A 25,246-nucleotide genomic window follows, 5' to 3' on the forward strand; every position below is an offset into this window, starting at 1 on the left:
CATGTCCGATGCGGTACTCTACGATGCGCGCGCCGACGGCATCGCAATCCTGACCATCAACCGCCCCGAACGGCGCAATTGCCTGAGCCGCGAAGTGCGCGAGGGGTTGCGGGAGGCCTGGGCGAGGTTCGAGGCCGACGCCTCCGCCCGCATCGCCGTGCTCACCGGCAGCGGCGACAAGGCCTTCTGCGCGGGCGGCGATCTCAAGGAAATGGTCGAAACCGGCATGGCCGTGCCGCCGCGCGACCTTTACGCGCTGCCTTACGACACCATCGAACTGACCAAGCCGACCATCGCCGCCGTCAATGGCCATGCTTTTGCGGGCGGCTGGATGATCGCGCAGGCCTGCGACCTCTGCGTCGCCGGCACCAATGCCAAGTTCGCGATTACCGAGGTGAAGGTCGGGCGCGGCAGCCCCTGGGCCTCGCCGCTGATCCACATGATCCCGCAGCGGATCATGATGGAGATCATGCTGACCGGAAAGCCGATCACGGCCCAGCGTGCATACGAGATCGGCCTCGTCAACCGCCTGGCCGAACCCGGCGCGGTGCTGGACGCGGCCATCGAACTGGCGCTGGAAGTGCTGGAAGGCGCGCCGCTCTCGGTCAAGGCCGCGCGCGAGACGGTGATGCTGTCGACCGAGATGGGCCGCTCCGCCGCGCTTGCAGCCGCGCGGGCAGCGCATGAGCACACCTATAACAGCGCCGATGCGCAGGAAGGCCCGCGTGCCTTTGCGGAAAAGCGCAAGCCGGTGTGGTCGGGTAAGTAAGCAACGCTCCAACCCCGCACATCAACTGGCCGTCGCCCCCGCGAAGGCGGGGGCCCCGCTTGCCTTCTCCCCACGCCCGCCAAGAAAAGCGGGATCCCCGCCTTCGCGGGGATGACGAGGATTGTTGTGCGGTAGAGGCTCTGAGGCGGACCTCAAAGCTTCGGCAAGGTCACCCCAAGCTGGCCCATGTACTTGCCCGCGCGGTCGGCATAGCTGGTCTCGCAGGGCTCGTTGCCCTTGAGGAACAGGAACTGGCAGGCGCCCTCGTTGGCGTAGATCTTGGCGGGCAGCGGCGTGGTGTTGGAGAATTCCAGCGTCACGTGCCCTTCCCAGCCCGGTTCGAGCGGGGTGACGTTCACGATGATCCCGCAGCGCGCATAAGTGCTCTTGCCAAGGCAGATCACCAGCACGTCGCGCGGCACGCGGAAGTATTCGACCGTGCGGGCCAGCGCGAAGGAGTTGGGCGGGATCACGCAGACGTCGGTCTCGCGATCGACGAAGGAGTTGCTGGCGAAGTCCTTGGGATCGACCACCGCCGAATCGACATTGGTGAAGATCTTGAACTCCGGCGCGACGCGCGCGTCATAGCCGTAGGACGAGAGGCCGTAGGAAATGCACCCGTCGCGGCGCTGGGCCTCGACGAAGGGCTCGATCATTCCGTGTTCGAGCGCCTGCTCGCGGATCCACTTGTCGCTGAGGATAGACATGGCGAACTGATTGCCCAAATGGCCCCCACGCGACAAGAGTGGCGCAAGTCTTGTCCACTATCGCCCTATATCTCTTACCGGATGTGTCGCGGGGGATTTTCCCTTGTCCCGTTTGCGGTTACGCATCGATGCGAAGCAAACGGGGGCTGAGGACGTGAAGAAATATATGCTGGCCGCGCTGGGCTGCGCGACAATTATGACGGGATCGGCGAATGCCTCCGAAGCGAGCGTCCAGACTGGCGGCGACGACGCAGATAACGCCGCGATCACGCAAGCATTCAACCTGATCGGCCAGAAACAGGCCGATCAGGCGCTCGACCTCATAACACCGCTGCTCACCCGTTTCGATGCGCAGATCGCTGAGGCAGAAAAGAAGGGCATGGTTTTCTGCGGACCGACCATGGTGGAGGCAATCCTTTACGCCACTCTGCCCGCGACCCAGAAGATGGACGGCGTCGTCTTAGGCCCCGAGGTCTGCGATGCCCTGTTTGCCAAGTCCTATGCCTTGGTCGAACTCGATCGCAAGCCGGAGGCATTGGCCGCGCTGCAACGGCTGACGGCACTCGCGCCCATGCACGCGCAATACTTCGTCGAGCTTGGCTACACTTATCGGATCAACGGCCAGAACGACAAAGCAGAGGAAGCCTATCGCGCCGCGCTCGAACATGTCGAATTCGCCGAAGACGATAAGACCAAGAAGCATAATCGCGCCGCCGCCCAGCGCGGAATTGGGTACATGCTGGTTGAGAAGGGCGATCTCAATGGAGCGGAGAAGGCTTACAAACAATCGCTCAAGGATGAGCCCGACAGCACCGTCGCAAGGAACGAGCTGGATTTCATCGCCCAGCAGCGCAAGGGCGCGAAGTGAGGCTGCGCTTATGCGAAGCTTAAGAACTGTCAGGTAGCCCAATCTCCATGACTCGCCCCGCCCGCATCCTCCTCGTCTTCGGCACCCGGCCCGAGGCGATCAAGCTGTTCCCTCTGGTCCATGCGCTGAAGGCCGATCCGCGCTTCGAATGCGTGGTCTGCGTCTCCGCGCAGCACCGCCAGATGCTCGATCAGGTGCTGGAGATCGCCGGGATCGTGCCCGATCACGATCTCGACGTGATGCAGCCGGACCAGACGCTGGACGCGCTGACCGCCAACCTGCTCACCGGCCTCGGCAAAGTGATGGACGCGGTGAAGCCCGACCGCGTGATCGTGCAGGGCGATACCGCAACCGCCATGGCGGGAGCGCTCGCCGCCTATTACCGCAAGCTGCCGGTCGATCATGTCGAGGCGGGGCTGCGCTCGGGCAATATCCACCACCCCTGGCCCGAGGAAGTGAACCGCAAGATCATCGGCGCCATGGCCAGCCTGCACTTCGCGCCGACCGAAACCGCGCAGGCGGCGCTGCTGCGCGAGAATGTCGATCCCGCGCGCGTCCACGTCACCGGCAATACGGTGATCGACGCGCTGCACTGGGTGGTCGCCGAAATCGAGCGCCAGCCCGAACTGGCGGCAGGGCTCGCCGATCTGGAAGCGCGCTTTGCCGGCAAGCGGATCATCGGCGTCACCAGCCACCGGCGCGAAAACTTCGGCGAGGGCATGGAGCAGATTGCCCAGGCCATCCGCGAGATCGCCGCGCGGCCCGACGTGGCGGTGATCTTCCCCGTCCACCTCAACCCCAACGTGCGCAAGGTAATGAACGAGCGCCTCTCGGGGCTGGACAACGTCGCCCTGATCGAGCCGCTCGACTATCCGCACTTCGCCCGCCTGATCTCCATCGCCGAGATCATGCTGACCGATTCGGGCGGCGTGCAGGAAGAGGCCCCCGCGCTGGGCAAGCCGGTACTGGTCATGCGCGAGACCACCGAACGGCCCGAAGGCGTCGCCGCGGGAACCGCCAGACTCGTGGGAACCACGGCCAGCAAGATCGTTACCGAATTATCAACCCTGCTCGACGATAACATGGCATACGAGTCCATGGCGCGCGCCCACAATCCATTCGGGGACGGGCAGTCCTCGCGTCGAATCGTGGAGTTGCTTGCCAGTGAAATCGGACAACAAGCCTGACGTCTGCGTGGTGGGGCTGGGCTATATCGGCCTCCCCACCGCCGCCGTGATCGCCCGCGCCGGGTGCAAGGTGCTGGGCCTCGACGTCTCGCAGGCGGTGGTCGACACCATCAACCGCGGCGAAATCCATATCGAGGAAGTCGATCTCGACGGGCTTGTGCAGGGCGTCGTCTCGCGCGGGCTGCTTTCGGCCTCCACCGCGATCGCTCCCGCCGACGTGTTCGTGATCGCGGTGCCAACGCCGTTCGACAAGAACCACGCCCCCGACATTTCCTATGTCCTCGCCGCCGGCCGCTCGGTCGCGCCGGTGCTCAAGGCGGGCGACGTGGTGATCCTGGAATCGACCTCGCCGGTGGGCACTACCGAGCAGTTGCGCGACCTGATCGCCGAATTGCGGCCGGACCTGAAGATTCCCTATGGCGATAAGGGGGGCCTCGCCCGCGATACGCCCGACATCTCGATCGCCTATTGCCCCGAGCGGGTGCTGCCCGGTCGTATCCTTGAGGAACTGACCAACAACGATCGCTCTATCGGCGGAATCACCCCGCGCTGCGCGCGCAAGGCGCTGGCCTTCTACAAGCGCTTCGTGCGCGGCGAATGCGTGACCACCGATGCCCGCTCGGCCGAGATGACCAAGCTTGTCGAGAACGCCTACCGCGACGTCAACATCGCTTTCGCCAACGAACTGTCGATGGTGGCGGACCGCATGGGGCTGGACGTGTGGGAAGTCATCCGCCTCGCCAACCGCCACCCGCGCGTAAACATCCTGACCCCCGGCCCCGGCGTCGGCGGCCACTGCATCGCCGTCGATCCCTGGTTCATCGTCCACGGCGCCCCCGACGAGACCCCGCTGATCCGCACCGCGCGCGGCGTCAACGATCACAAGATGCACCACGTGATCGCCAAGGCCGAGGCGCTGCTGGAAGCCGATCCGCACGCAAAAGTCGCCTGCCTAGGCCTTGCCTTCAAGGCCAACATCGACGACTTCCGCGAGAGCCCGGCCCGCTTCGTCACCAGCCGCCTCGCCCGCAAGTTCGGCAGCCGCATCCATGTGGTGGAGCCTTACGCCGCGCAGCTGCCCATCGAATTCACCGATACCGGCGCCGTGCAGATCGACATCGACGATGCGCTGGAAACCTGCGAGATCCTGATCGTGCTGGTCGACCACGACGTGTTCCGCGTGGTCCCGCTGGCCGAGCGTGCGGACAAGCTGGTCTACGACACGCGCGGCATCTGGCCGGATCAGCCGCGGGTGGTGCGGGAAGAAGCGGCGAAGCTGGCTTTGGCTGGTTGAAGAAGGACAAGGGATAAAGCAGGGGAGCATTGCCCCCCCTGCACCCCCGATACCGTCTTCGTGGTGCCCTGCACTACCCGTTTCGCGCTCATGGCTTACGTCGGGAGACATAGTGGCTGCGCCGCAAGGAGCGCACTACGCTTAGGCGGCGCGCAACAAAGACGTTTCGAGGGTCTGGGGGATCATCCCCCAGGACTTCCTCTTTAATCTTAAAGCAAAACCGCCTTCACACCGTCGATCACATACTGCGCAGCCAGAGCCGCCAGCAACACGCCGAGCAGACGCGTAATCACCGCCTCCACCTTGTCCCCAAGCACCCGCATCAGCGGCCCCGCAGCAGCGAGCGCGGCGAAGCTCAGCACCATCACCGCGACCATCGCGGCAAGGATCGCCAGGGTCTCTTCCATGCCGTGTGCGCGTGAGGTGAGCAGCATGATCGTGGCGATCGACCCCGGCCCCGCCAGCATCGGCATGGCCATCGGGAACACCGAGACGTCATCGACCTCGGGGGTTTCCATGTTATGGGCAATGATCTTCTCGGCCCGTTCCTCGCGCCGCTGGGTGCGCTTTTCGAAGACCATGTCGATGGCGATCATGAACAGCATGATGCCGCCCGCAATGCGGAAGGCATTGAGTTCGATGTGCAGCGCGCCCAGCAGGCGTGCGCCGAACAGGGCAAAGACCACGAGGATGGCCGCCGCGATCAGGCAGGCGCGGGCCGCCATCGAGATCGCCTGCGAACGGTTCGCCTCGGCCGAAAGACCGGCGTAGATCGGCGCGCAGCCGGGCGGGTCGATCACCACGAAAAGCGTGACGAAGGCGCTGAGAAAGATTTCGTACATATGTTTACGGGGCCTTCGGCGCGGCGACGTCGCTGCGCATCACTTCGGTCATGGTGCCGTTCTTCATCAGCGAGACGACAAGCGAGCGGGACTGGTCGGCACCGACGCGGTACGACCATGTGAGCGTGCCGTCATCGGAGCGCCCTTCTCCGGCCATGCCCGGGGCCCCCTTGGCGGGTTCGGGGCGCTCCATCTGCGGACGCGGCCCACCCCGGGGGCAATCGGCCACCGAGGCGGAGAGCATGTCGCTATCCGGCAGCGGCTGCGCCAGCGTGTCGCCCTGATCGAGCACCCAGCGGTAATCGCTCTTTTTCCAGCGCTTCTGCCAGATCGTGGTGAAATAACCGACCGTCCCGTCCGGCCGCTGCCACGCACCCTTGGTGACCCCCAGGGTGCCGTCGCAGCTCATCCAGACTTGCGCCGCCTGCCACTGCACGGCGGTGGGCGGGTCCTTGCGGCCACCCAGCCATTGCTGCGCGCGGACGGGCTCGGGCACAAACATCACCGCGTCTTCGGCGGCGGTTTCGCGAAAGGCGGTCCACTGCCCCTTCTCGCGCGCCAGACGGGCGAAGGCGATCTCCGCCGCGATCAGCGCGCTGGGGTTGGCCGTGCCGACGCCGGGCGCCCGCTCGGGGCGGCGCGCCAGCGCCGGTGTCGCCACCAGCCCCAGCACCGCTGCCCCTGCGAGAACCCGGCGCAGGATCAAAGCGCGCTCTCGTCGAAGTCGAGACCGGCGTTGCGATGGGCGGCAACAATGGTGTTGCGCAGCAGCACCGCGATCGTCATCGGGCCGACGCCGCCGGGAACCGGGGTGATCGCGCCGGCGACCTCGCAAGCCGAGGCAAAATCGACGTCGCCCACCAGCCTGGTCTTGCCTTCCTCGGCCGCGGGGACGCGGTTGATGCCCACGTCGATCACGGTGGCGCCCGGCTTCAACCAGTCACCCTTGACCATTTCCGGACGTCCGACCGCGGCCACCACGATGTCGGCGCGGCGGACGACCTCGGGCAGGTCCCTGGTGCGGCTGTGGGCGACGGTGACGGTGCAGCTCTCAGCGATCAGCAGCTGCGCCATCGGCTTGCCGACGATGTTCGAGCGGCCGATCACCACGGCGTCGAGACCCGAGAGCGAGCCGAGCTTGTCCTTCAGCAGCATCACGCAGCCCAGCGGCGTGCAGGGCACGAAGCCCGGCAGGCCGGTGGCGAGCCGCCCGACATTGACGACATGGAAACCGTCCACGTCCTTGTCGGGGTTGATCGTGGCGATCACCTTCTGCTCGTTCATGTGCGCAGGCAGCGGCAGCTGGACAAGAATGCCGTCGACGCGCGGATCCTCGTTCAGTTCGCGCACCAGCGCCAGGAGGTCCGCCTCGGCGGTGTCGGCGGGCAGCTTGTGTTCGAAACTGGCCATGCCGGCGGCGAGGGTCTGCTTGCCCTTGTTGCGGACATAGACCTGGCTGGCCGGGTCTTCGCCCACCAGCACGACGGCGAGGCCCGGCTTGCGACCGGTGCGCGCCTCGAAGCCGACGGCGGCGGTGCCGACCCGCGCGCGCAGGCCTTCGGCAAAGGCCTTGCCGTCAATGATGCTTGCCTGCGTCATCAGTAATAGGCCCTTGCAAGGTTGCCGACGATGATCTGCACGATCGTCAGGCCAATGATCAGCGCCATCGGCGAGAAGTCGATCGGCGAGGTGTTCGGCATGATCCGGCGGATCGGCCGCAGCATCGGCTCGAGGATCGCGTTGAGCGCGGTCCACACCGCCGAAACGAACTGGTTGTGCATGTTGACCACGTTGAACGCGATCAGCAGGCCCAGCACGAACTGCACGATCACCACAAAGAGGATGATGCTGATCAGGTAGTCGATTATCTGGTAGAGGGTGAGGAACAGCAACGCCGGCTCCTTGAAATCCATAGGGATGCGTTCAGGCCCGCGAGCGGCGGACTTTCCAGCACTTTCTCAGGCGCTGATAGCCGAATGGCGGGCGCCGGGGCAAGGGCACGTCCACGATGGACGGATGGGCATCGACCAAGGGCCAAGGGCCAACTACCAAGGGCCAGGCACCAAGGCCGAAATGCCCGGCGCGCCTCACGCCATGCTATTGCGGCAGCGTGGAACTGCGCTCGATCCGCCAGGTGAGCTGCTCGGCGCTCGCCCCCGGCACGTCGTTGACGCGGCGCAGGACAATGGTGCCCCGGCGCGAGGGGCGACCATCGGCGAAGTCGATCACCAGCGGCGCCTCGTAATAGAGCGATCCGGCGGCGCCTTCCATGTCGCCCTTGCCCACCGCGATCTTCGGACCGGCATCGCCGCCGAATTCCTTCGCCAGCTTCTCCGGGGTCATCTGCGCGTCGAGGCTCCAGGCGCGGGCGGCATCCGCCCAGTCACCCACGCGCAGGGCATTGGTGTAGAAGCGCAGCAGGCGTTCCGGATCGCGGCGTTCGTTCAGCGCTTCGAGGTCGAGCTTGGCGACGGCATCGGCATTGGCCGCAGCGGTCGCGCTGTCGCTGGGCGTATCGTCGGTGACCGCAGCCGCCTCGCTCGCTTCCATGCTCGCCGCGCCGCTGGGCTGGGCGTCCGGCTCCTTGCTGCAGCCCGCGAGCAGAAGCGCGAAAGCCGAAACGGAGAGAACCGGGGCGAGAAGGAAACTGGTACGCATTGTAATCGAAAGGGCCTTTCTGCCGGAATGTCCCCCCGCTGCAGGTGGCTTAGGTCTGATCCGAAACTATCGTTTCGGATCGTTCGGCACCAGCCCTCTCCCCCACCCTGCCACCCGGCGATAGGACCCTGTGGGTGGCAGGGTGAGGGAGAGGGCTGGTGCCGAACCAAAATCCGCCTTTGGGGCGAATTTTCAATCAGACTCTTACCCGGCCCGGATCAACGTACCGGCGCCTTCCTGCGTGAATATTTCCAGCAACATGGCATGGGAAACCCGCCCGTCAAGCACGACCGCCGCCTCGCAGCCCGCTTCCACCGCATGGACGCAGGTTTCGAGCTTGGGGATCATGCCGCCGGAAATCGTGCCGTCCTGCTGGAGTACCTTGATATCGGCGGGCGTGAGATCGGTCAGCAGTTCGCCCTGCTTGTCGAGCACGCCGTGCACGTCGGTCAGCAGGAACAGACGCGCGGCGCCCAGCGCGGCGGCAATGGCGCCGGCCATGGTGTCGGCGTTGATGTTGTAGGTCGCCCCGTCCTCGCCCGGGGCGATCGGGGCGATCACCGGGATCATGCCGGCGGCCGAGATCGTCTCGATCACGCTGGTGTCGATCTTCGCGGGCTCACCCACAAAGCCGAGGTCGACCACGCGCTCGATATTGCTGTCCGGGTCCTTGGCGGTGCGCTGGACCTTGGAGGCGGTGACGAGGCCGCCGTCCTTGCCGGAAATGCCCATGGCCTTGCCACCGGCTTCGCTGATCCAGCCGACGATTTCCTTGTTGATCACGCCCGAAAGCACCATCTCGGCGACCTTGGCGGTCTCCTTGTCGGTGACGCGCAGACCATCCACGAAGCGCGATTCGACACCCATGGTCTTGAGCATGGCGCCGATCTGCGGACCGCCGCCGTGAACGACCACGGGGTTGATCCCCACCGCCTTGAGCAGCACCACGTCCTCGGCGAAATCGCGCGCGAGTTCGGGATCGCCCATGGCATGGCCGCCGTATTTCACGACAAACGTGCGACCGGCATAACGCTGCATGTAGGGCAGCGCATCGACGAGCGTCTCGGCCTTCGAGAGCATGGCGGGATCGTGAGGATTCGGCATGGGCGCGCTTTAGACCCCTTGCGCGGAATTAAAACCCGTTTCCGGCCTCGGAAGACCGATTATTTCGCGGGGTTTGCTCAAACGCCGTCCAGCTTGCGACCCAGCTTCACGAACAGCCAGATGAACGGCGGCACCATGATCGTGGAGAGCAGGACCTTCGAGATGATCTGCCCCTCCATGATCTGCCAGAGCGGCAAGACGCCGGCAAAGGAGATGGTGATGAAGATCAGGGTGTCGACGATCTGGCTGAGCAGGCTGGCGATCCAGGCGCGGACGATCAGCAGGCCGCCCTCGCGCCCGGCGGCAAGCCGCGCGAACACGGTGACGTTGAGCGTCTGCGACACGCCGTAGGACACCAGCCCTGCAAACTGCATGCGCGCGCCCTGGCCCAGCAGGCGGGCATAGGCCTCCTGGTCCTGCCAGAACGGCGCGGGCGGAACGACGTTGATCACCAGCGCCAAGAGGCTCATCGAGACGATCAGCGGGATGAAGCCGAAGCGCACCAGCCGGTTGGCGACAACCGTGCCGTGCAGCTCCGCCACCGCGCTGGAGATCACCACCAGCAGCAGAAACGCGAAGATTCCGGACTCCACCGCAAGGTCACCGACCAGCGGCCAGTGCCCCAGCGAGGCGATCTTGATGCCCAGCACACCGGCCAGGACCACGAGCCCGCCGTAGAGGGGCGTGAAGACCAACATCGAGCGGGGAATGAGAATCGCGCGGGACTGCGCGCTTGCCGGGGCTTGCGGTTCCATGGCGATGCTCTAACGGGCTTGGCACAATTGCACTAGCCGTCACGAATGCGCGCCTCTAGGTTTGCGCACAGATTCAGCATGTTTTTTGGAGACCCGGGGACGATGCACGTCGCCTACAGCCTGCTCGGCATCGTTCTCATCATGGCCGCCGCCTTTCTTCTGTCCACGAATCGCAAGGCCATCCGCCTGCGCGTGGTGGGCGCCGCCTTTGCGCTTCAGGCGGGTCTTGCCGCGCTTGTCCTCTATGTTCCTTTCGGCAAGGACCTGCTCGGCGGCGCCGCGGCGGGCGTGGAAAGCCTGCTCGGTTATGCCCATGCCGGTGTCGACTTCCTGTTCGGCCCGCTTGCCAGCCCGGAGATCGGCGGCCACTCCTTCGCGATCTCGGCGCTGCCGGTCATCATCTTCTTCGCCTCGCTGATCTCGATCCTCTACTACCTCAAGATCATGCCGCTGGTGGTGCGCTGGATCGGCGGCGGCCTCGAAAAGATCACCGGCATCAGCAAGGTAGAAAGCCTCTGCGCCGCCTCGAACATCTTCGTGGGCCAGAGCGAGGCGCCGCTGGTGATCCGCCCCTATCTCGCCGCCCTCAATCCCTCGCAGCTGTTCTGCGTGATGAGCGTGGGCCTGGCCGGCGTCGCCGGCACGATCCTGGCCGCCTATGCCTCGATGGGCATCCGCATCGACTACCTCGTCGCCGCCGCCTTCATGTCGGCGCCGGGCGGCATCTTCATGGCCAAGATGATCATGCCCGATCCGCGCCCCGTTGCCGAGAACGGTACCGAGGATGAAACCGACGTGCATGAAGGCACCCTGCCGCCCGCCGGTGCCGCCGCCGCCGCGCTCAACCGCGCGGACGTGACCCACCTTCCGGGCGTCCACGTCGACGAGCCCGAAGCGGTCGAGCACGAGGAAGAAAAGCCCGCCAACATCATCATGGCCGCCTCGCAGGGCGCCCAGACCGGCGTGAAGCTGGCCGTCGCCGTCGGCGCGATGGTGCTGGCCTTCGTGGCGCTGATCGCGCTTGCCAATGGCCTGGTCGGTTGGATCGGGGCGCTGTTCGGCTTCACCGGCGTGACCTTCCAGGGCCTGCTCGGCTATCTGTTCGCCCCGGTCTTCTACCTGCTCGCCGCGCCCGACTGGCACGAGGCGATGCAGGCCGGCAGCCTGTTCGGCAGCAAGATCGTGCTCAACGAATTTGTCGCCTTCATCGACCTTGGCCAGATGAAGGAACTTTCCGCGCGCACCGTTGCCGTCGTGACCTTTGCGCTCTGCGGCTTTGCCAACTTCTCGTCGATCGCGATCCAGATGGCGGTGACCGGCGGCCTCGCGCCCAACCAGCGCCCGATCATTGCCCGCCTCGGCGTGCGGGCGCTGTGCGCGGGCAGCCTTTCGAACCTGATGAGCGCGGCGCTGGCCGGGCTGTTTCTTGGATTGAACTGAGGAAAGGGGATGATCCTGGGGCCTCGGGCCCCAGCCCCCATTAGCGTCTCCGCCCACGCCCTGCATATCCGTAGCGCACTCCTTGCTGCCGCAGGCCATAATGCCTCCCGACGCAGCCATGGGCGCACAACGCAGTTGGCCCGCGTGCCCTAGACGGTCATGGGGGTGCAGGGGGGCTATGCTCCCCTGCTTTATCTCTTCTACTTCCCCCTCCCCGGCTCCACGTCCCGCCCGGCCCACGCGGCATAACGCTCTGCCTCAGGATTCTCCTCGAACCGGTCAGCCAGATCGTAGACCCGCACCTTGCGCGAGGGTTCTTCGTAGCGCGGCCAGCTGTCGCCCGGATCGCCATGCCGGACAAAATGCGCGACATGCGCGCGCATCCGCCGCCCCAGTTCGGCGCGGCGCCCCCGATCCGGCCCGCCGCGCACCAGCGCCATCTTGAGCCCTGTAAATGGCCAGAACACCGTCAGGTCCAGTCCGTGCGTGGCACCGGCCAGCGGATGGGCATAATCGAAACGATAGAACCAAGTCGGCTGCGTTTGCGCGTGGCGTTCAGCAAAGTGGCGGGTCGGCATGACGAACGTAAGGTCAGAGCCCAGCGCGATGCGTCCCTTCCGGTCGCGCGGATAACAAGCCAGGATCCGCGCGGCCTGCACCTCGCCAAGCTGCGCGCGCACCAGCGCTTCGAGATCGGCCCATTTCGAGGGCAGGATATCGCCCGGCATGAGGTCGAACAGCCGTATCTCGTCGCGGGTGGCGCCCGCCAGCAGCGGGACCGGCGCGGTCGGCGTCTGCAGGGCCTGCGCAAACGAGGCGGGCAGGATGTCGCCGTCGTACCACGGGGCGGCGGGGATCGCATGGGTCAACTTTTTGCCGACTTCGGCCTGCGCCTTGATGAGGTCGCCGAGAGGCATTGTCCTGAGGCGCTCTTCGCTCGCCTGGTCGAGGCCCAGCACCTCGGCATAACGCTGGCCGTCGCGGATCGCGCGCTCGCGGTCGTGGATCAGGCTGACGGCCCCGGACATCATGACCGCGCCGTGAAACAGCCCCTGCGCGCGCGGCGACAGCATCAGCAGCGAGACCGACATCGACCCCGCCGACTGCCCGCAGATGGTCACCCGCTGCGGATCGCCGCCAAAGTCGGCAATGGTATCGCGCACCCATTCGAGCGCGGCGATCTGGTCGCGCAGCCCGAGGTTCGACGGGATACCGGGAATGCCGAGCGCATCGCCGAAATTGACGAAGCCCAGCACGCCGACCCGGTAGTTGATGGTAACGACCACGATGTCGCCCTCGCGCGCCAGCCGGGAGGCATCATAGGAATTCGCGCTGCCCGCCATGAAGGCGCCGCCGTGGATCCAGACCATGACCGGCTTCGGGCCGGGCGTGCCGCCTTGCGGGCAGAAGACGTTGAGGTGAAGGCAATCCTCGCCATAGTCCTCTCCCTCCAGCATCTCCGGCCTTACCCTGGCGCCATATTGCTGGGGACACCGGCGTGCGAATCGGTCGGCGGCACGCAGGCCCTGCCATGGCTCGGCCGGTGCGGGCGCCGCGAAGCGTCCGGCGCGGGCGTAGGGAATGCCAAGGAAGCGCGAAACGCCCAGCCCGCCCTGCCCGTCCTGCACGCTTTGCCCGGCCAGCCGTCCCATGCGCGTTTCGATCTCGATCACCGACATCCGCAAATCCCCTGTATCCGCCGGCTTTCCGCCGATTCCCTTGCCCTCAGGGTAAGCCCCTATCGGCGCGAGACCAGCGCGATCGCATCCGCCCCGGCAATGATCGCCCCGGTGGCAGCCAGGCCTCCGCGCCGGCCGATTTTTCCCTTTTCGAAAGAGGACTTGCACAAAACGCACAATGGAGGCAGCATTCCGCCCGGCCATCGTGGAGGGCACCCATGGACGAGCGCAGCAGCACCAGTTCCGGCTTCGAATTCAACCATCCGACGATCATCAGCCTGCTCTATCTGGCCTCCTGCGTAACGGGGGTGACACTCATCGTCGGCGTCGTGCTCGCCTATGTCTGGCGGGGGGAGGCGAAGGCGGAGTGGGAAGCCTCGCACTATCAGTACCTGATCAATACCTTCTGGATCGGCCTTGTCGGCTCGATCGTCGGTTGCCTGCTGCTGATCGTGGTGATCGGCCTGCTGGTGCTGATGGCGGTCGGCGTGCTGGTCATCGTTCGCTGCGTGCTGAGCCTGCTCAACGCGCAAAAACATCAACCCATGCCCAATCCGGGCAGTTGGACCGTCTGAACACCCCGTCGGGTCGCTAATCCGGGCACAAGAAACCCGGTAACCGAATGATAACCCTAGGGCTTCAGGCTGACCGACCAGGAATGGCCGGGGGGCACCGCCTGTGAGAGCTTTGAGATTCAGCGCCCACCAGCGCTTTGCCGTACGCCGCAAGGCATCGATCCACCGTGACGGCCGCCGCATCGGCAGCGGCCTCTTGATCGAACTTTCGCAGGAAGGCTGCCGGCTCGGCTGCCTGTCGCAGGCCGCCCAAGACCGCATGGCCACGCTGCAACTCGACGATATCGTTGCCATCAAGGTCGACGGCGCCGCCGCGATCGAGGCACGCGTGCGCTGGACGCGCGACGGCACGCTGGGGCTCAAGCTGATCCACGCCTTCCACCGCGCCGAACTCGATCGCATGATCCGCACCTGCCGCGGAGAGTTCGACGAATCCGGTCAGCGCGAATATGGGACCTGATGCGTTTTAGACCGAACCCGTTTCGCCGCCCCTCCAACCCGATCCCCATCGCCAGTGGCCGACCCGCACGCGGCCCTGCGAGAACCCGCCGCTTCCCGATTGCGCCGTCCTGGATCCTCGGCGCGCTGGCGATGTTCCTGGCCGTGTTCTTCTGGAACGACCTGCCGTCGCTGACCCCCTCTTCACGAACGCTGCCGCTCGCCGCGCCGTCACCTGCCCCGGTCGCCGGCAGTATCGACCGGGAGAACGCCCGCTTCGCCCATTGCGCCGGCGCCAGGCGCACGACCTGTGTCGTCGATGGCGACACGTTCTGGTACGAAGGCCGGAAGATCCGCATAGCCGACATCAACGCGCCGGAAACCAGCACGCCATCCTGCCCGCACGAGGCGCAGCTCGGCGCCAGGGCAACCGCGCGCATGACCGAACTGCTCAACCAGGGCCCGTTCTCGCTCCAGGCCTGGACCGATGGGCGCGATACCGACCGCTACGGCCGCGCATTGCGCGTCGTTACCCGCGGCGGCCGCAGCCTTGGCGAAGTGCTGGTGAGCGAGGGTCTTGCCGAACGCTGGAAAGGCTATCGCGGCGACTGGTGCTGAGCGACCGTTTGGAAATTCGTGAAAAGCGAATTTCCCGGCACACTCCGCCCCCCAGACAACAAAAAACCCCGCATGCCAGTCGCATGCGGGGTTTTTGCTAACCGAAGTCGGCGGAACTCATTCGGCCGCCTGGGTGCCGCCGAACATGTCCGGCTCGGAATGCTCCTCGACCGGCTCGACGTCGTTGGCCTTGACCTTGCGGCGCGCGTCGAAGTTCGACCACACGGTGTTCCAGTCGCCGCGGGTGGCGCCCTTCGAATATTCCGTCGCACGGGTCTCGAAGAAGTTGGCATGCTCGACGCCGTTGAGCAGCGGCTGCAGCCAGGGCAACGGGTGTTCCTCGATCATGTAGATCGGCTTGAGGCCCAGCTGCTCCATGCGCCAGTCGGCGATGAAGCGGATGTAGCGCTTGATGTCCTTGGCGGTCATGCCGGGGACCGGGCCCATCTCGAAGGCGAGGTCGATGAAGTTGTCTTCCAGGCGGATCGTGGTCTGGCACTGATCGGCAATGTCGTCCTTCACGGCCTTGGTCAGGCAGCCGCGTTCCTGGGTGAAGGCGTGGAACAGCTTGATGATGCCCTCGCAGTGCAGCGATTCGTCGCGAACCGACCACGAGACGATCTGGCCCATGCCCTTCATCTTGTTGAAGCGCGGGAAGTTCATCAGCATCGCAAAGCTGGCGAAAAGCTGCACACCCTCGGTGAAGCCGCCAAACATGGCGAGGGTGCGGGCAATGTCCTCGTCGTTGTCGACGCCGAACTTCTGCAGGTAGTCGTGCTTGTCCTTGAGCTCGGAGTACTCGAGGAACATGCCGTATTCGCTCTCGGGCATGCCGATGGTGTCAAGCAGGTGCGAGTAGGCGGCGATGTGCACCGTCTCCATGTTGGAGAAGGCGGTGAGCATCATCTTGACTTCGGTGGGCTTGAAGACGCGGGCGTACTTCTCGTGGTAGCAGTCCTGCACTTCCACGTCGGCCTGCGTGAAGAAGCGGAAGATCTGGGTGAGCAGGTTGCGCTCATGCTCCGAGATCTTCTGCGCCCAGTCGCGGCAATCCTCGCCCAGCGGCACTTCCTCGGGAAGCCAGTGCAGCTGCTGCTGCTTTTTCCAGTAGTCGTAGGCCCAGGGGTATTCGAAGGGCTTGTAGGTCTTGCGGGCTTCGAGAAGGGACATGGGCGAACTCCGATGGCGATTCGTACAGGCGCGCCGACGGCTGCTGGCGGCCGCAATGACGGCGTTCCGGGCATTCGTGGCGCTAGAATTTTCTGGCTCCGAAGCGCACCGCGGAACCGACGGGGGCCACGATACTCAAATTCCGTCATAAGTGGAGCCGTTGCCGCAAAGTTTGCACAGCTAAAAACGGCATATCTAGCGCCTCGCCCAATATGGGGACGCAAGCACTGGTAGACCAGAGGCGATTGCGCGACTCGCCGGATCGCGCCAGATTGCTGGCATTGCGCAGCCCCCAACAGCGCGGGAGAGCCCCATGAGCACCGATGCAGAGACTTCCTGGCACACCGGATCCGGCTTCGTGCGCAGGGGCATGACCGTGATCGATTCCGATGGCGCGGTGCTGGGCGTGGTCGACCGGGTCGAGGGACAGGAAGTGCTGCTGGCCGAGGCCGGCCACCCCTTCGTCACCGTCAGCGAGATCGACGGAATCGATGGCGATCGCATATTGCTCGCGCCGCGCGGGGACGCCACCTTCGGGCTGGGCGCCGAGCCCTGAGAGGCCGCCAGGACAATGCCCGAACCGGCATTGTCCTGGCGGTACCCGCCCGCCGCTCGATGCGATCAGCCCCGGATCACTTCCAGAACCAGCGCGGCGCCAGCGCGCGCTTGCTGCGAAAACGCCACATCTGGACGTAGAGCCAGATCCCCGAGAACGAAAAGAACACCAGCGCCAGCCCCGACAGCACCGAGATCACGGTGCCGACCGGCCCGAAGCTCTCGCCCGAGTGGAGATGGTGGAACAGCCCGACCAGCGAGCGCATGCCGCCCTGCGGACGCGGCGGCATGCAGCGCCAGCCCTCGGGGCAGACAAAGCCCGGGGGCGGGCTGGCGGCGACCTGCTCAGCGGCGGCGCCGCTCGGCCACAGCACCGCGACCTGGCTCAACACGCCGGTGATCGCGATCCACAGGATAAAGATACCGAAAAAGATCGACAGCCAACGATGCCATTTGCGCATGCTCGTGAAATTCCCCTGTAAGTTCCGATGAATCTGTTCGGATGAGTCAGTTCCGACCGGCCGCGACGTGCCGCCCGGCGATGACAAGCCGAGGCCAGCCCCCCGCTCAAGCCGCAAATTGTCGCAGCCGCCCGATCCCCTGGCGGCGTGGAAGCGCGAAAGCCATGAGCCGTGGCTGCGGTCCGACAAGTGCCGGAACGGACGCCTCGTCACGCCGTTTTCCTTCCATCACAACAACAAGGAGAGATGCAATGTTCGAGAAGCTGCGCGTTCGCGAGCACATGGAAGTTACCGATGCCGCCGGTCAGCATGTCGGGACCGTCGACGAAGTGAAGCATGACCAGATCAAGCTGACCCGTTCGGACAGCTCGGACGGTGCCCACCACTTCATCGCCTTCGACAATGTCGACCGCATCGAGGACAACCGGGTCTACCTGAAGCAGGGCACCCCGATCCCGGCAGGCGCCGGCACCCACTGATTCCATCCCCTGCCTGGAGGATGGAGCCACCGGGGCCCCGGTCATCCGCAAGGGTGGCCGGGGCCTTTGCCTGTTGCCGTTCGCGTGGGCCCCGTTCGCGTGGGCGATGACCCGGGCAGGATATGATACACAGAGTATAGCAAATCTTCCCAAGCCTGTCGGCGGCTGATAGCCCTTCCCCCGAAAAGACAAGACAATCTTGGGGAAGACGCCGTGACCGCACGTCCCGCTACCGCAGCGCTCAGGCTGGCATTGGCCATGCTCGCGCCCCTGACGCTGGCCGCCTGCGACAAGGGCGCACAGCCGATCGAACAGGGCATGGTCGCCGATCCCGACGAGTGGCCCGGCTGGGGCCGAACCCCGGGCGAGACCCACTATTCCCCGCTGGACGAGATCAACACCGATACCGTCGGCAATCTCAAGCTGGCCTGGCACTACGACCTGGAGCCCGGCTATACCGCCAGCACCCCGCTGATGGCGGAAGGCAAGGTGTTCCTCACCAGCGGCCATTCGCACATCCGTGCGCTCGACGCCGTTACCGGCAAGCCGCTCTGGGAATACGACGGCGGCACCCGCGAACGCACGACCTCGGCCCTGCAGATGTCCTGGGGCAACAAGGGCATCGCCTATGATGCCGGCCCGGATCACCAGGGCCGCGTCTTCCTCGTCACCACCGACGGCTACGTGATCGCGCTCGACGCCAAAACCGGCAAGGAACTCTGGAAGACTTACGACTATCCCGACCAGGCCCCGCGCAATTCGAACGGCGCGCCGCGGGTGTTCGGCGGCAAGGTCATCGTCGGCTTCGGCGGCGCCGACATCAGCCCGGCCCGCGGTTTCGTCACCGCCTACGACGCCAGGACCGGCAAGCGGGTCTGGCGCTTCTTCACCACGCCGGGGGACGAGGTTTCGCCGGTCAACCAGAAGGCCGAAGCGGTCATGCGCAAGACATGGCCGAGCGGGTGGAAGAACCCGGACGGCAGCCGGCGCGGCGGCGGCGGCACGGCGTGGAACGCGTTCAGCTACGATCCCGAACTGAACATGATCTACCTCGGCGTCGGCAACGGATTCCCCTACAACCAGAACCTGCGCAGCCCCGCCGGCGGCGACAACCTGTTCCTCGCCTCGATCGTCGCGGTCGATGCCGATACCGGCGCCTACAAGTGGCACTACCAGGTCTGTCCCGGCGAACAGTGGGACTGCACCGCCACCACCGACATGTCGCTGGCGACGCTGAAGATCGACGGCAAGGACCGCAAGGTGCTGATGCAGGCACCGAAGAACGGCTTCTTCTACGTGATCGACCGGGCCACCGGCGCATTCATCTCGGCCGAGAAGATCGCCCGGGTCAGCTGGGCGGATCATATCGACAAGAAGACCGGCCGTCCGGTCGAGAACCCCGGCATCCGCTATGCCGGCAAGCCCGGCATGTTCGAACTCTGGCCCGGGCCGACCGGCGCGCATTCGTGGATGCCGCAGGCCTACAGTCCGCGGACCGGGCTGGTCTATGTCCCGGTTCTGGAGATGGGCGCGCTGATCGGCGAGGGCCAGGCGGGCGGCGGCGAGATCAGCAAGGGCATGGGCGTGACGCTGATTCCCGAAGTCGAACTGCCCGGCGGCCACAAGAGCTTCCTGCGCGCCTGGAACCCGGCCACGCAGACGCTGGCCTGGGAAGTGGAACTGCCCGGCACCTGGCCCGGCGGGGTCATGGCCAGCGGCGGCGGGCTGGTGTTCCAGGGCCAGGTCGACGGCAGGTTCGTCGCCCGCGATGCCGGGACCGGCAAGGAGCTCTGGTCGTTCCGGACCGAGAGCCCGATCGTCGGCGCCCCGATCACCTACCGGATGAACGGCCGCCAGTACGTCACCGTGATCACCGGTGCGGGCGGACAGGGGGCGGGCATGCAGTCGCTCGGCAACGCCGCCTATCGCACCGACTACCGCCTGCCGCGCCGGGTGCTGACGTTTGCGCTCGGCGGCAAGGACACGATCCCGCCCTTTGCCTATGCAGAGCCGGCGCCGCCGCAGGACCCGGCCTTCCGGCCCGATCTTGCCAAGGCGCAGGCAGGGGCGATGCTGTTCGGCATGAAGGCCTGCATCGTCTGCCACGGCTGGAACGCGGTCGGCGGCGGCGCCGCGCCGGACCTGCGCTATTCGCCGATCATCACCGATGCCGCGACGTTCCGGCAGATCGTCAAGCAGGGCGGGCTGAAGATGAACGGCATGCCGCCCTTCCCCGATATCTCCGACAGCGACCTCGAAACCATCCGCTTCTATCTGCGCGCCCGCGCAAAGGCGGCTCCGGCCGAGAAGCAGGCGCTGCTGGACAAGGCCAGGGCGGCGGCGGCCAGCACGGCCAGGCCGCAGGACTTCACGGGCAAGTGGGCCATCGTCATCCAGACCCCGGTCGGCCCGCAGAAAGCGGTGATGGACCTGGCCGTGAACGGCAACGTGGTGACCGGCAAGGTCAGCGCCGAGCAAGGCACCGTCGCTGTCGCCGGCGCCGTGAAGGACGGCCGCGCGAAGTTCCAGGGCAAGGCCTCGATGCCGATGCCGATCACCGTCAGCTACGACGTGACCGTGAAGGACGGACGCATGACAGGCGAGAACGCCAACGGCCCCTTCGGTACTTTCCCGCTCACCGGCGCACGCCCCTGACCAGGAGCGCTGCGCCGCCTGAGAGTCGGTTTCGAAACTCACGCTGACCGAGCCAAACGGCGTAGCATGAGCATGGCGGCGGCGGCGTAGAGGAAGGCTGCGGCGGATTTGAGGGTGGCTTCCACGTCCTTGGCCAGACGGCGGTTTCGATTGACCCAAGCGAAGAACCGCTCGACCACCCAGCGCCGAGGGAGGACGACGAAGCCGGACTGCCCGGCGATCTTGCTGACTATCTCGACGGTGATGCGGGTCGCCTCGGTGACACGGTGATGGTTATAGCCGCCATCGGCCCAGACCTTCTCGATGAACGGGAAGAGGCCGCGCGAGATTTGCAGCAACGCGCCGCCGCCATCACGATCCTGGACATCGGCGGTGTGCGGCTCGACAAGCAGCGGCCTGCCGTCAGTATCGACCAGAGCATGGCGCTTGCGACCTTTGATCTTCTTGCCAGCATCGTAGCCGCGCGGTCCGCCGCTCTCGGTGGTCTTGACGCTCTGACTGTCGATGATGGCTGCGCTTGGCGAGGCGTCCCTTCCGGCTCGCTCGCGATCGAGCGCGACCAGCGCATGGTTGATCCGCTCGAACAGGCATTCGTCACGAAACCGGGCAAACCAGCGGTAGACCGTCTGCCACGGCGGGAAGTCCTTGGGCAGCAACCGCCATGCAATCCCGCCGCGCAGAACGTAGAAGATGGCGTTCACGATTTCGCGCATTGGCCATTGCCGTCGCCGCCCCGTCGTGCGCGCCTCGGGAACAAATGCCGCGATCAGCGCCCACTCAGCATCGCTCAAATCCGTCTGGTAACGCTTCGAAACACGCGTATGCTGCACGCGGGTGGCTGGGGTCCACATCAAGATCTCCGGGTTGTCTGCAAAACCCCCGGAATCACACGAACCTCAGCCGCTCAACTCCTTTCGAAACGGCCTCTGAGAGACCGTTTGGAAATTCACGAAAAGCGAATTTCCCGGCATCGGTCCACTCCCTCCCCCGCCCCTACAATGCCGTTTCGGGCATTTTTCAAACAGACTCTAAGCCCGGACCGCCACCGATCCGAACCGCTGCGCCCGACGAAACCCGCTGGGCGTCTCGCCCACCTTGCGCGTGAAGAAGCGCGAAAAATAGGCGACATCGCTGAAGCCCAGCCAGTCCGACAGCTCCGAGATGGTCATGCCGGTATAGGCCAGACAGCGCTTGGCCTCGGCCACGGTGCGCTCATGGATCAGGGCGTTGGGCGAGAGGCCGGTCACCTGGTTGCAGGCCAGCCTTAGCTGCGAGACGCTGATACCCAGCCTCGATGCCATATCCGGCAGCAGCGGCTGCTCCCGGTAGCGCGCCTCCACCAGCGCCTTGAACCGCTCGACGATTTCGTAGCGCGAACCGGCAGCGGGCGAGGCCGTGCTCGATTCCGGGCAGTGGCGCAGCAGTTGCAGCAGGATGGCCTGCAAGTGGATCTCGGCGGCAATGGCACGGCCGTGGCGCTGCCCTGCCATTTCCTCGCGCAATTGCACGAACTCCGCATCGATGCGGCCAAGCGCGGGCTCGGCCAGATCGAACAGGCGCGGCGCCTCCAGCAGGCCCTTGAGCACCGGTGCACGTACCAGCAGGTCTTCGAGGTAGCCCTTCTCCACCGTCAGCATCCAGCCATTGGCCTCCGGTTCGTAGCGGAAGCCATGAATACGGTAGGGCGGCACCACCATGACGCTGCCGGGCCGGAAGCGATGGCCCTGCCCTTCCAGCGTGATCTCTCCCCCCGCCGCAGTGCAGACGCCGATCTGCAGGAAGTGCGGATGGGTGTGCGGCTTGATCGCCCAGCCGCGTTCGCGGCAGCGCTCATCCAGCCGCTCGACATTGACGAACCAGTCTGCCCGCGCGCCGGTCTCTCCATAAAGCACATAGCGCGGAACCGAAGCGGCGCTGACACTGCCGACGGCGGTTTCGTGCGGCGTGGGTTCATTTGGCGAAAAGTCCAAACGATTTTCAATTTCCGACATGGACCCGAACTAGTTTAAAGTGGATGGGGGCACAAGCGGCAGGACCGGCGTGCTCTCGGGCATTCACCGGAACCGATCCGCAGTGGAATGGATGCTCGACAAAGAAGGACGGCCCCGCATGGCCCGGATCATTGGCGCTATCGCCAGCTCGCACACGCCCACCATCGGCTTCGCGCTCGACGCGAAGAAGCAGGACGATCCGGCATGGAAGCCGATCTTCGACGCCTACGCGCCGGTGCGCACCTGGCTGGACGCGAAGCAGCCGGATGTCTTGCTGATCGTCTACAACGACCACATCACCTCGTTCTTCTTCGATCACTACGCCCCTTTCACCATGGGCGTGGACGAACGCTATAACGTGGCGGACGAAGGCGGCGGCGCGCGTCACCTGCCGACCATCGGCGGCCATGCCGGGCTCTCGCGCCACATCGTCCAGAGCCTGATGACCGACGAGTTCGACATCGGCACTTTCCGCGGACGCGGGCTGGACCACGGCTGCTTCTCGCCGCTCTCGGTGCTGCTGCCTCATGAGCAGGGCGAATGGCCGGTGCAGATCGTGCCGCTGCAGGTCGGCGTGCTGCAATTCCCGATCCCCACCGCCCGCCGCTGCTTCAAGCTGGGGCAGGCGCTGCGCACCGCCATCGAGAGTTACCCCGAAGACCTCAAGGTCGCGCTGGTCGCCACCGGCGGTCTGTCGCACCAGGTCCACGGCGAGCGCTGCGGCTTCAACAATCCCGAATGGGACGCCCGCTTCATGGACCTGCTGGAAAACGATCCCGAAGCGCTCTGCCGCATGACCCACGCCCAGTATGCGCAGCTTGGCGGCATGGAGGGCGCCGAGGTCATCATGTGGCTGATCATGCGCGGCGCGCTCTCCGCGCGGGTGCGCTGCCTGCACCGCAGCTATTACCTGCCGTCGATGACCGGCATCGCCACCGCCGTCTACGAGAACCAATCACCGGAACCCGACGCGGCCTTCCTCACCGCCCACCGCGCCCGCATGAACCAGCAACTGGCAGGCGCCGAACGCCTTGAGGGCACATATCCCTACACGCTGGAGCGCAGTGCCAAGGCTTATCGCCTGAATCGTTTCCTTCACGCGCTGGTCGAGCCCGAGGCCCGCGCCGCCTTCCTCGCCGATGCGGACAAGGCGATGGGATCCGGCGGACTTAGCGAACAGGAACAGCAACTTGTCCGCAATCGCGACTGGCGCGGGCTGATCCATTACGGCGCCATCTTCTTCGTTCTGGAGAAACTGGCGGCCGTGACGGGGGTATCCAATTTGGACATTTATGCCTCAATGCGCGGAGAGACGCTTGAGGACTTCATGAAGACCCGCAACCAGCAGGTCACTTACTCGGTGGCGGCACAGCCGGCCTGAGGTTCTGATTCGAAATTCGCCGCAGCGGTGAATTTCGGTTCGGTACTGGCCCTCTCCCCCCTCCCGACCTTCCACAAGTCCCCCTGTCGGGCGGCCGGGTGGAGGAGAGGGCCGGCACCGAACAATCCGGCACGAGAGTTTCGGATCGGACACTTGAGTCCAGCCATGCGCCGCCGCCAGCGTCGCCAATAATTCCCGCGCCCTCGGAAGGCAGCGGTACCACAGGAGAAGTGCATGGAAGACCCACGCGCCATCATCGCGCGCGAGCCGATGCATTACCGGCAGATCATTGCCATCGGCATCGCGACCGCGCTCAACGCCCTTGACGGGTTCGACGTCCTGTCGATCAGCTTTGCCGCGCCCGGCATCGCCAAGGACTGGGGCATCGACCGCGCCGCGCTCGGCCTCGTGCTGTCGATGGAACTGTTCGGCATGGGCATCGGCGCCTTCATTCTCGGCAGCCTGGCTGACAAAGTCGGCCGCCGCCCGACGCTGCTGGCCTGCCTCGTCATCATGGGCAGCGGCATGTTCCTGGCCTCCACCGCCACCAGCGTGCCGGTCCTTTCGGTCTACCGCCTGTTCACCGGCCTCGGCATCGGCGGCATGCTCGCCGCGACCAATGCCGTCGTTGCCGAATGTTCGAACGCCAGGCGCCGCAACCTCACCGTCGCGATCATGGCCGGCGGCTATCCGATGGGCGCCATCGTTGGCGGCTCGATCGCCTCGATGCTGCTTGGCGCTACCGGCCACTGGCAGTCGGTCTTCGAATTCGGCGCGGTGATCACGCTGTGCTTCATCCCGCTGGTGCTCTGGCTGGTGCCTGAAACCATGGCCTTCCTGCTGCTGCGGCGCCCTGCCGGTGCGCTGGAGAAGATCAACCGCACGCTGGTGAAGCAGAACCGCCAGCCGCTCGCCGCGCTGCCGCCGGTCGATCCGGCCAAGAAGCGCACCAGCGTCGCCGCGCTTTTCGCGCCCGGCCTTGCCAGCGTGACGGTGCTGCTGACCGCGGTGTGCTTCTTCCACATGATGACCTTCTACTTCCTGGTGAAGTGGATCCCCAAGATCGTCGTCGACCTCGGCTTTGCGCCGGCATCGGCCGGCGGCGTGCTGGTCTGGGCAAACGTCGGCGGCGCCATCGGCTCGGTCGTCGTCAGCCTGCTCAGCCAGAAAGTCGGCATCCGCCCGCTGGTGGTCGCCTCGATGGTGCTGGGTGCGGGCGCAGTCATGCTGTTCGGCCAGGGCTTCACGACGCTGAGCGGCCTCTCGCTGATCGCCTGCGTGGCCTGCTTCTTCCTCAATGCCGCCATCGCCGGTTTCTATGCCGTGATCGCCCAGAGCTACCCGGCCGCGCTGCGCGGCGGCGGCACCGGCCTGGTCATCGGCGTGGGCCGCGCCGGTGCGGCGCTCGGCCCGATCGTCGCCGGCCTGCTGTTCAGCTCCGGCTGGGCGCTCGCCCCGGTCGCCATGACGCTGGCCTGCGGCACCCTGATTGCGGCCGTCGCGCTGTCGCTGGTGCGCTACCGCGAAACCGCGATCGCCTGATCCGGGCAAGAGAGAAATGCGGGACGGCCGGGGTGCGGCCGGTCGTCCCGAGTAAAAATACCAAGACGTTTCAGAGAG

The 25,246-nt window shown here is 65.7% G+C and carries 26 protein-coding genes; 13 read left to right on the forward strand and 13 right to left on the reverse strand.

Annotated features, from left to right (window positions below):
- Position 1: 1 nt before the first annotated feature.
- Positions 2-769 carry an enoyl-CoA hydratase/isomerase family protein gene (locus DM450_RS14015; protein WP_142635777.1) on the forward strand — a complete coding sequence of 256 codons (768 nt, stop codon included), beginning with the start codon at positions 2-4 and terminating at the stop codon, positions 767-769.
- Positions 770-921: 152 nt separating this feature from the next.
- On the opposite strand, the gene dcd is transcribed toward DM450_RS14015, so the two are convergent.
- On the reverse strand, positions 922-1,476 hold the full coding sequence (dcd, locus tag DM450_RS14020) for a dCTP deaminase (protein ID WP_142635779.1): 555 nt from the start codon (positions 1,474-1,476) through the stop codon (positions 922-924).
- Between the two features lie 166 nt (positions 1,477-1,642).
- On the opposite strand from dcd, the gene DM450_RS14025 reads away from it, so the two are divergent.
- Genes DM450_RS14025 through wecC form a run of 3 tightly spaced genes read left to right on the forward strand, consistent with a single transcriptional unit; the run spans position 1,643 to position 4,825 of the window.
- Positions 1,643-2,344 carry a tetratricopeptide repeat protein gene (locus tag DM450_RS14025; RefSeq protein ID WP_142635781.1) on the forward strand — a complete coding sequence of 234 codons (702 nt, stop codon included), beginning with the start codon at positions 1,643-1,645 and terminating at the stop codon, positions 2,342-2,344.
- 47 nt (positions 2,345-2,391) lie between these two features.
- Entirely contained in the window at positions 2,392-3,531 is a 1,140-nt protein-coding gene (gene wecB, locus DM450_RS14030) for a non-hydrolyzing UDP-N-acetylglucosamine 2-epimerase (protein WP_142635783.1), read from the forward strand.
- Positions 3,509-4,825 (forward strand): UDP-N-acetyl-D-mannosamine dehydrogenase, encoded by a 1,317-nt coding sequence (gene wecC / locus DM450_RS14035; RefSeq protein ID WP_142635785.1) that lies wholly within the window; start codon positions 3,509-3,511, stop codon positions 4,823-4,825. The genes wecB and wecC overlap by 23 nt, the downstream gene beginning before the upstream one ends.
- Positions 4,826-5,034: 209 nt before the next feature.
- Here wecC and DM450_RS14040 read toward each other — a convergent pair whose 3' ends face one another.
- The 7 genes from DM450_RS14040 to DM450_RS14070 all read right to left on the reverse strand — a co-directional run bounded on the left by DM450_RS14040 (position 5,035) and on the right by DM450_RS14070 (position 10,184).
- Positions 5,035-5,667 carry a MarC family protein gene (locus tag DM450_RS14040; protein WP_142635787.1) on the reverse strand — a complete coding sequence of 211 codons (633 nt, stop codon included), beginning with the start codon at positions 5,665-5,667 and terminating at the stop codon, positions 5,035-5,037.
- A gap of 4 nt (positions 5,668-5,671) precedes the next feature.
- Positions 5,672-6,373, reverse strand: a complete 702-nt coding sequence (locus DM450_RS14045) for a hypothetical protein (RefSeq protein WP_260609870.1) — start codon at positions 6,371-6,373, stop codon at positions 5,672-5,674.
- Positions 6,370-7,266 (reverse strand): bifunctional methylenetetrahydrofolate dehydrogenase/methenyltetrahydrofolate cyclohydrolase FolD, encoded by an 897-nt coding sequence (gene folD / locus DM450_RS14050; RefSeq protein ID WP_142635789.1) that lies wholly within the window; start codon positions 7,264-7,266, stop codon positions 6,370-6,372. Before folD ends, DM450_RS14045 begins: the two co-directional genes overlap by 4 nt.
- Positions 7,266-7,559, reverse strand: coding sequence for a YggT family protein (locus tag DM450_RS14055; protein ID WP_142637926.1), 294 nt, complete (start codon positions 7,557-7,559; stop codon positions 7,266-7,268). The genes folD and DM450_RS14055 overlap by 1 nt, the downstream gene beginning before the upstream one ends.
- A 205-nt stretch (positions 7,560-7,764) precedes the next feature.
- Complete coding sequence (locus tag DM450_RS14060) at positions 7,765-8,325, reverse strand: hypothetical protein (RefSeq protein WP_142635791.1); 561 nt, start codon at positions 8,323-8,325, stop codon at positions 7,765-7,767.
- Between the two features lie 204 nt (positions 8,326-8,529).
- On the reverse strand, positions 8,530-9,429 hold the full coding sequence (gene argB / locus DM450_RS14065; protein ID WP_142635793.1) for an acetylglutamate kinase: 900 nt from the start codon (positions 9,427-9,429) through the stop codon (positions 8,530-8,532).
- Between the two features lie 77 nt (positions 9,430-9,506).
- Positions 9,507-10,184 carry a queuosine precursor transporter gene (locus DM450_RS14070; protein WP_142635795.1) on the reverse strand — a complete coding sequence of 226 codons (678 nt, stop codon included), beginning with the start codon at positions 10,182-10,184 and terminating at the stop codon, positions 9,507-9,509.
- A gap of 102 nt (positions 10,185-10,286) precedes the next feature.
- Here DM450_RS14070 and DM450_RS14075 point away from each other — a divergent pair, with 102 nt between their 5' ends.
- Positions 10,287-11,624: a NupC/NupG family nucleoside CNT transporter gene (locus tag DM450_RS14075; protein WP_142635797.1), complete on the forward strand. Its 1,338-nt coding sequence runs from the start codon at positions 10,287-10,289 to the stop codon at positions 11,622-11,624.
- Between the two features lie 200 nt (positions 11,625-11,824).
- On the opposite strand, the gene DM450_RS14080 is transcribed toward DM450_RS14075, so the two are convergent.
- Entirely contained in the window at positions 11,825-13,303 is a 1,479-nt protein-coding gene (locus tag DM450_RS14080) for a carboxylesterase/lipase family protein (protein ID WP_142635799.1), read from the reverse strand.
- A gap of 218 nt (positions 13,304-13,521) precedes the next feature.
- Here DM450_RS14080 and DM450_RS14085 point away from each other — a divergent pair, with 218 nt between their 5' ends.
- The 3 genes from DM450_RS14085 (at position 13,522) to DM450_RS14095 (ending at position 14,934) form a co-directional block, all read left to right on the forward strand.
- Positions 13,522-13,878 carry a hypothetical protein gene (locus DM450_RS14085; protein ID WP_142635801.1) on the forward strand — a complete coding sequence of 119 codons (357 nt, stop codon included), beginning with the start codon at positions 13,522-13,524 and terminating at the stop codon, positions 13,876-13,878.
- Positions 13,879-13,981: 103 nt separating this feature from the next.
- The gene (locus tag DM450_RS14090; RefSeq protein WP_142635803.1) at positions 13,982-14,338 is read left to right on the forward strand and encodes a hypothetical protein; all 357 of its coding nucleotides are present in this window, start codon (positions 13,982-13,984) and stop codon (positions 14,336-14,338) included.
- Positions 14,338-14,934 carry a thermonuclease family protein gene (locus DM450_RS14095; RefSeq protein ID WP_260609871.1) on the forward strand — a complete coding sequence of 199 codons (597 nt, stop codon included), beginning with the start codon at positions 14,338-14,340 and terminating at the stop codon, positions 14,932-14,934. Before DM450_RS14090 ends, DM450_RS14095 begins: the two co-directional genes overlap by 1 nt.
- Before the next feature lie 117 nt (positions 14,935-15,051).
- Here DM450_RS14095 and DM450_RS14100 read toward each other — a convergent pair whose 3' ends face one another.
- Positions 15,052-16,104, reverse strand: coding sequence for a ribonucleotide-diphosphate reductase subunit beta (locus tag DM450_RS14100; RefSeq protein WP_142635805.1), 1,053 nt, complete (start codon positions 16,102-16,104; stop codon positions 15,052-15,054).
- A 313-nt stretch (positions 16,105-16,417) separates the two neighbouring features.
- On the opposite strand from DM450_RS14100, the gene DM450_RS14105 reads away from it, so the two are divergent.
- Positions 16,418-16,660 (forward strand): DUF2171 domain-containing protein, encoded by a 243-nt coding sequence (locus DM450_RS14105; RefSeq protein WP_142635807.1) that lies wholly within the window; start codon positions 16,418-16,420, stop codon positions 16,658-16,660.
- Positions 16,661-16,736: 76 nt separating this feature from the next.
- Here DM450_RS14105 and DM450_RS14110 read toward each other — a convergent pair whose 3' ends face one another.
- Positions 16,737-17,120 (reverse strand): PepSY domain-containing protein, encoded by a 384-nt coding sequence (locus tag DM450_RS14110; protein WP_142635809.1) that lies wholly within the window; start codon positions 17,118-17,120, stop codon positions 16,737-16,739.
- Positions 17,121-17,371: 251 nt separating this feature from the next.
- On the opposite strand from DM450_RS14110, the gene DM450_RS14115 reads away from it, so the two are divergent.
- Positions 17,372-17,599 (forward strand): DUF2171 domain-containing protein, encoded by a 228-nt coding sequence (locus tag DM450_RS14115; protein ID WP_142635811.1) that lies wholly within the window; start codon positions 17,372-17,374, stop codon positions 17,597-17,599.
- Positions 17,600-17,812: 213 nt separating this feature from the next.
- The gene (locus DM450_RS14120; RefSeq protein WP_260609872.1) at positions 17,813-20,254 is read left to right on the forward strand and encodes a PQQ-dependent dehydrogenase, methanol/ethanol family; all 2,442 of its coding nucleotides are present in this window, start codon (positions 17,813-17,815) and stop codon (positions 20,252-20,254) included.
- Between the two features lie 38 nt (positions 20,255-20,292).
- Here DM450_RS14120 and DM450_RS14125 read toward each other — a convergent pair whose 3' ends face one another.
- Both DM450_RS14125 and DM450_RS14130 read right to left on the reverse strand, forming a co-directional pair.
- Positions 20,293-21,105: an IS5 family transposase gene (locus DM450_RS14125; protein WP_066213739.1), complete on the reverse strand. Its 813-nt coding sequence runs from the start codon at positions 21,103-21,105 to the stop codon at positions 20,293-20,295.
- Positions 21,106-21,282: 177 nt separating this feature from the next.
- Positions 21,283-22,224 (reverse strand): helix-turn-helix domain-containing protein, encoded by a 942-nt coding sequence (locus tag DM450_RS14130; protein WP_185928613.1) that lies wholly within the window; start codon positions 22,222-22,224, stop codon positions 21,283-21,285.
- 139 nt (positions 22,225-22,363) lie between these two features.
- Here DM450_RS14130 and DM450_RS14135 point away from each other — a divergent pair, with 139 nt between their 5' ends.
- On the forward strand, positions 22,364-23,626 hold the full coding sequence (locus tag DM450_RS14135; RefSeq protein WP_142635814.1) for a gallate dioxygenase: 1,263 nt from the start codon (positions 22,364-22,366) through the stop codon (positions 23,624-23,626).
- 234 nt (positions 23,627-23,860) lie between these two features.
- Positions 23,861-25,168 (forward strand): MFS transporter, encoded by a 1,308-nt coding sequence (locus DM450_RS14140; RefSeq protein ID WP_142635816.1) that lies wholly within the window; start codon positions 23,861-23,863, stop codon positions 25,166-25,168.
- Positions 25,169-25,246: the final 78 nt, after the last annotated feature.

The organism is Sphingomonas sp. IC081 (genome assembly GCF_006874585.1).
Lineage (GTDB): Bacteria > Pseudomonadota > Alphaproteobacteria > Sphingomonadales > Sphingomonadaceae > Novosphingobium.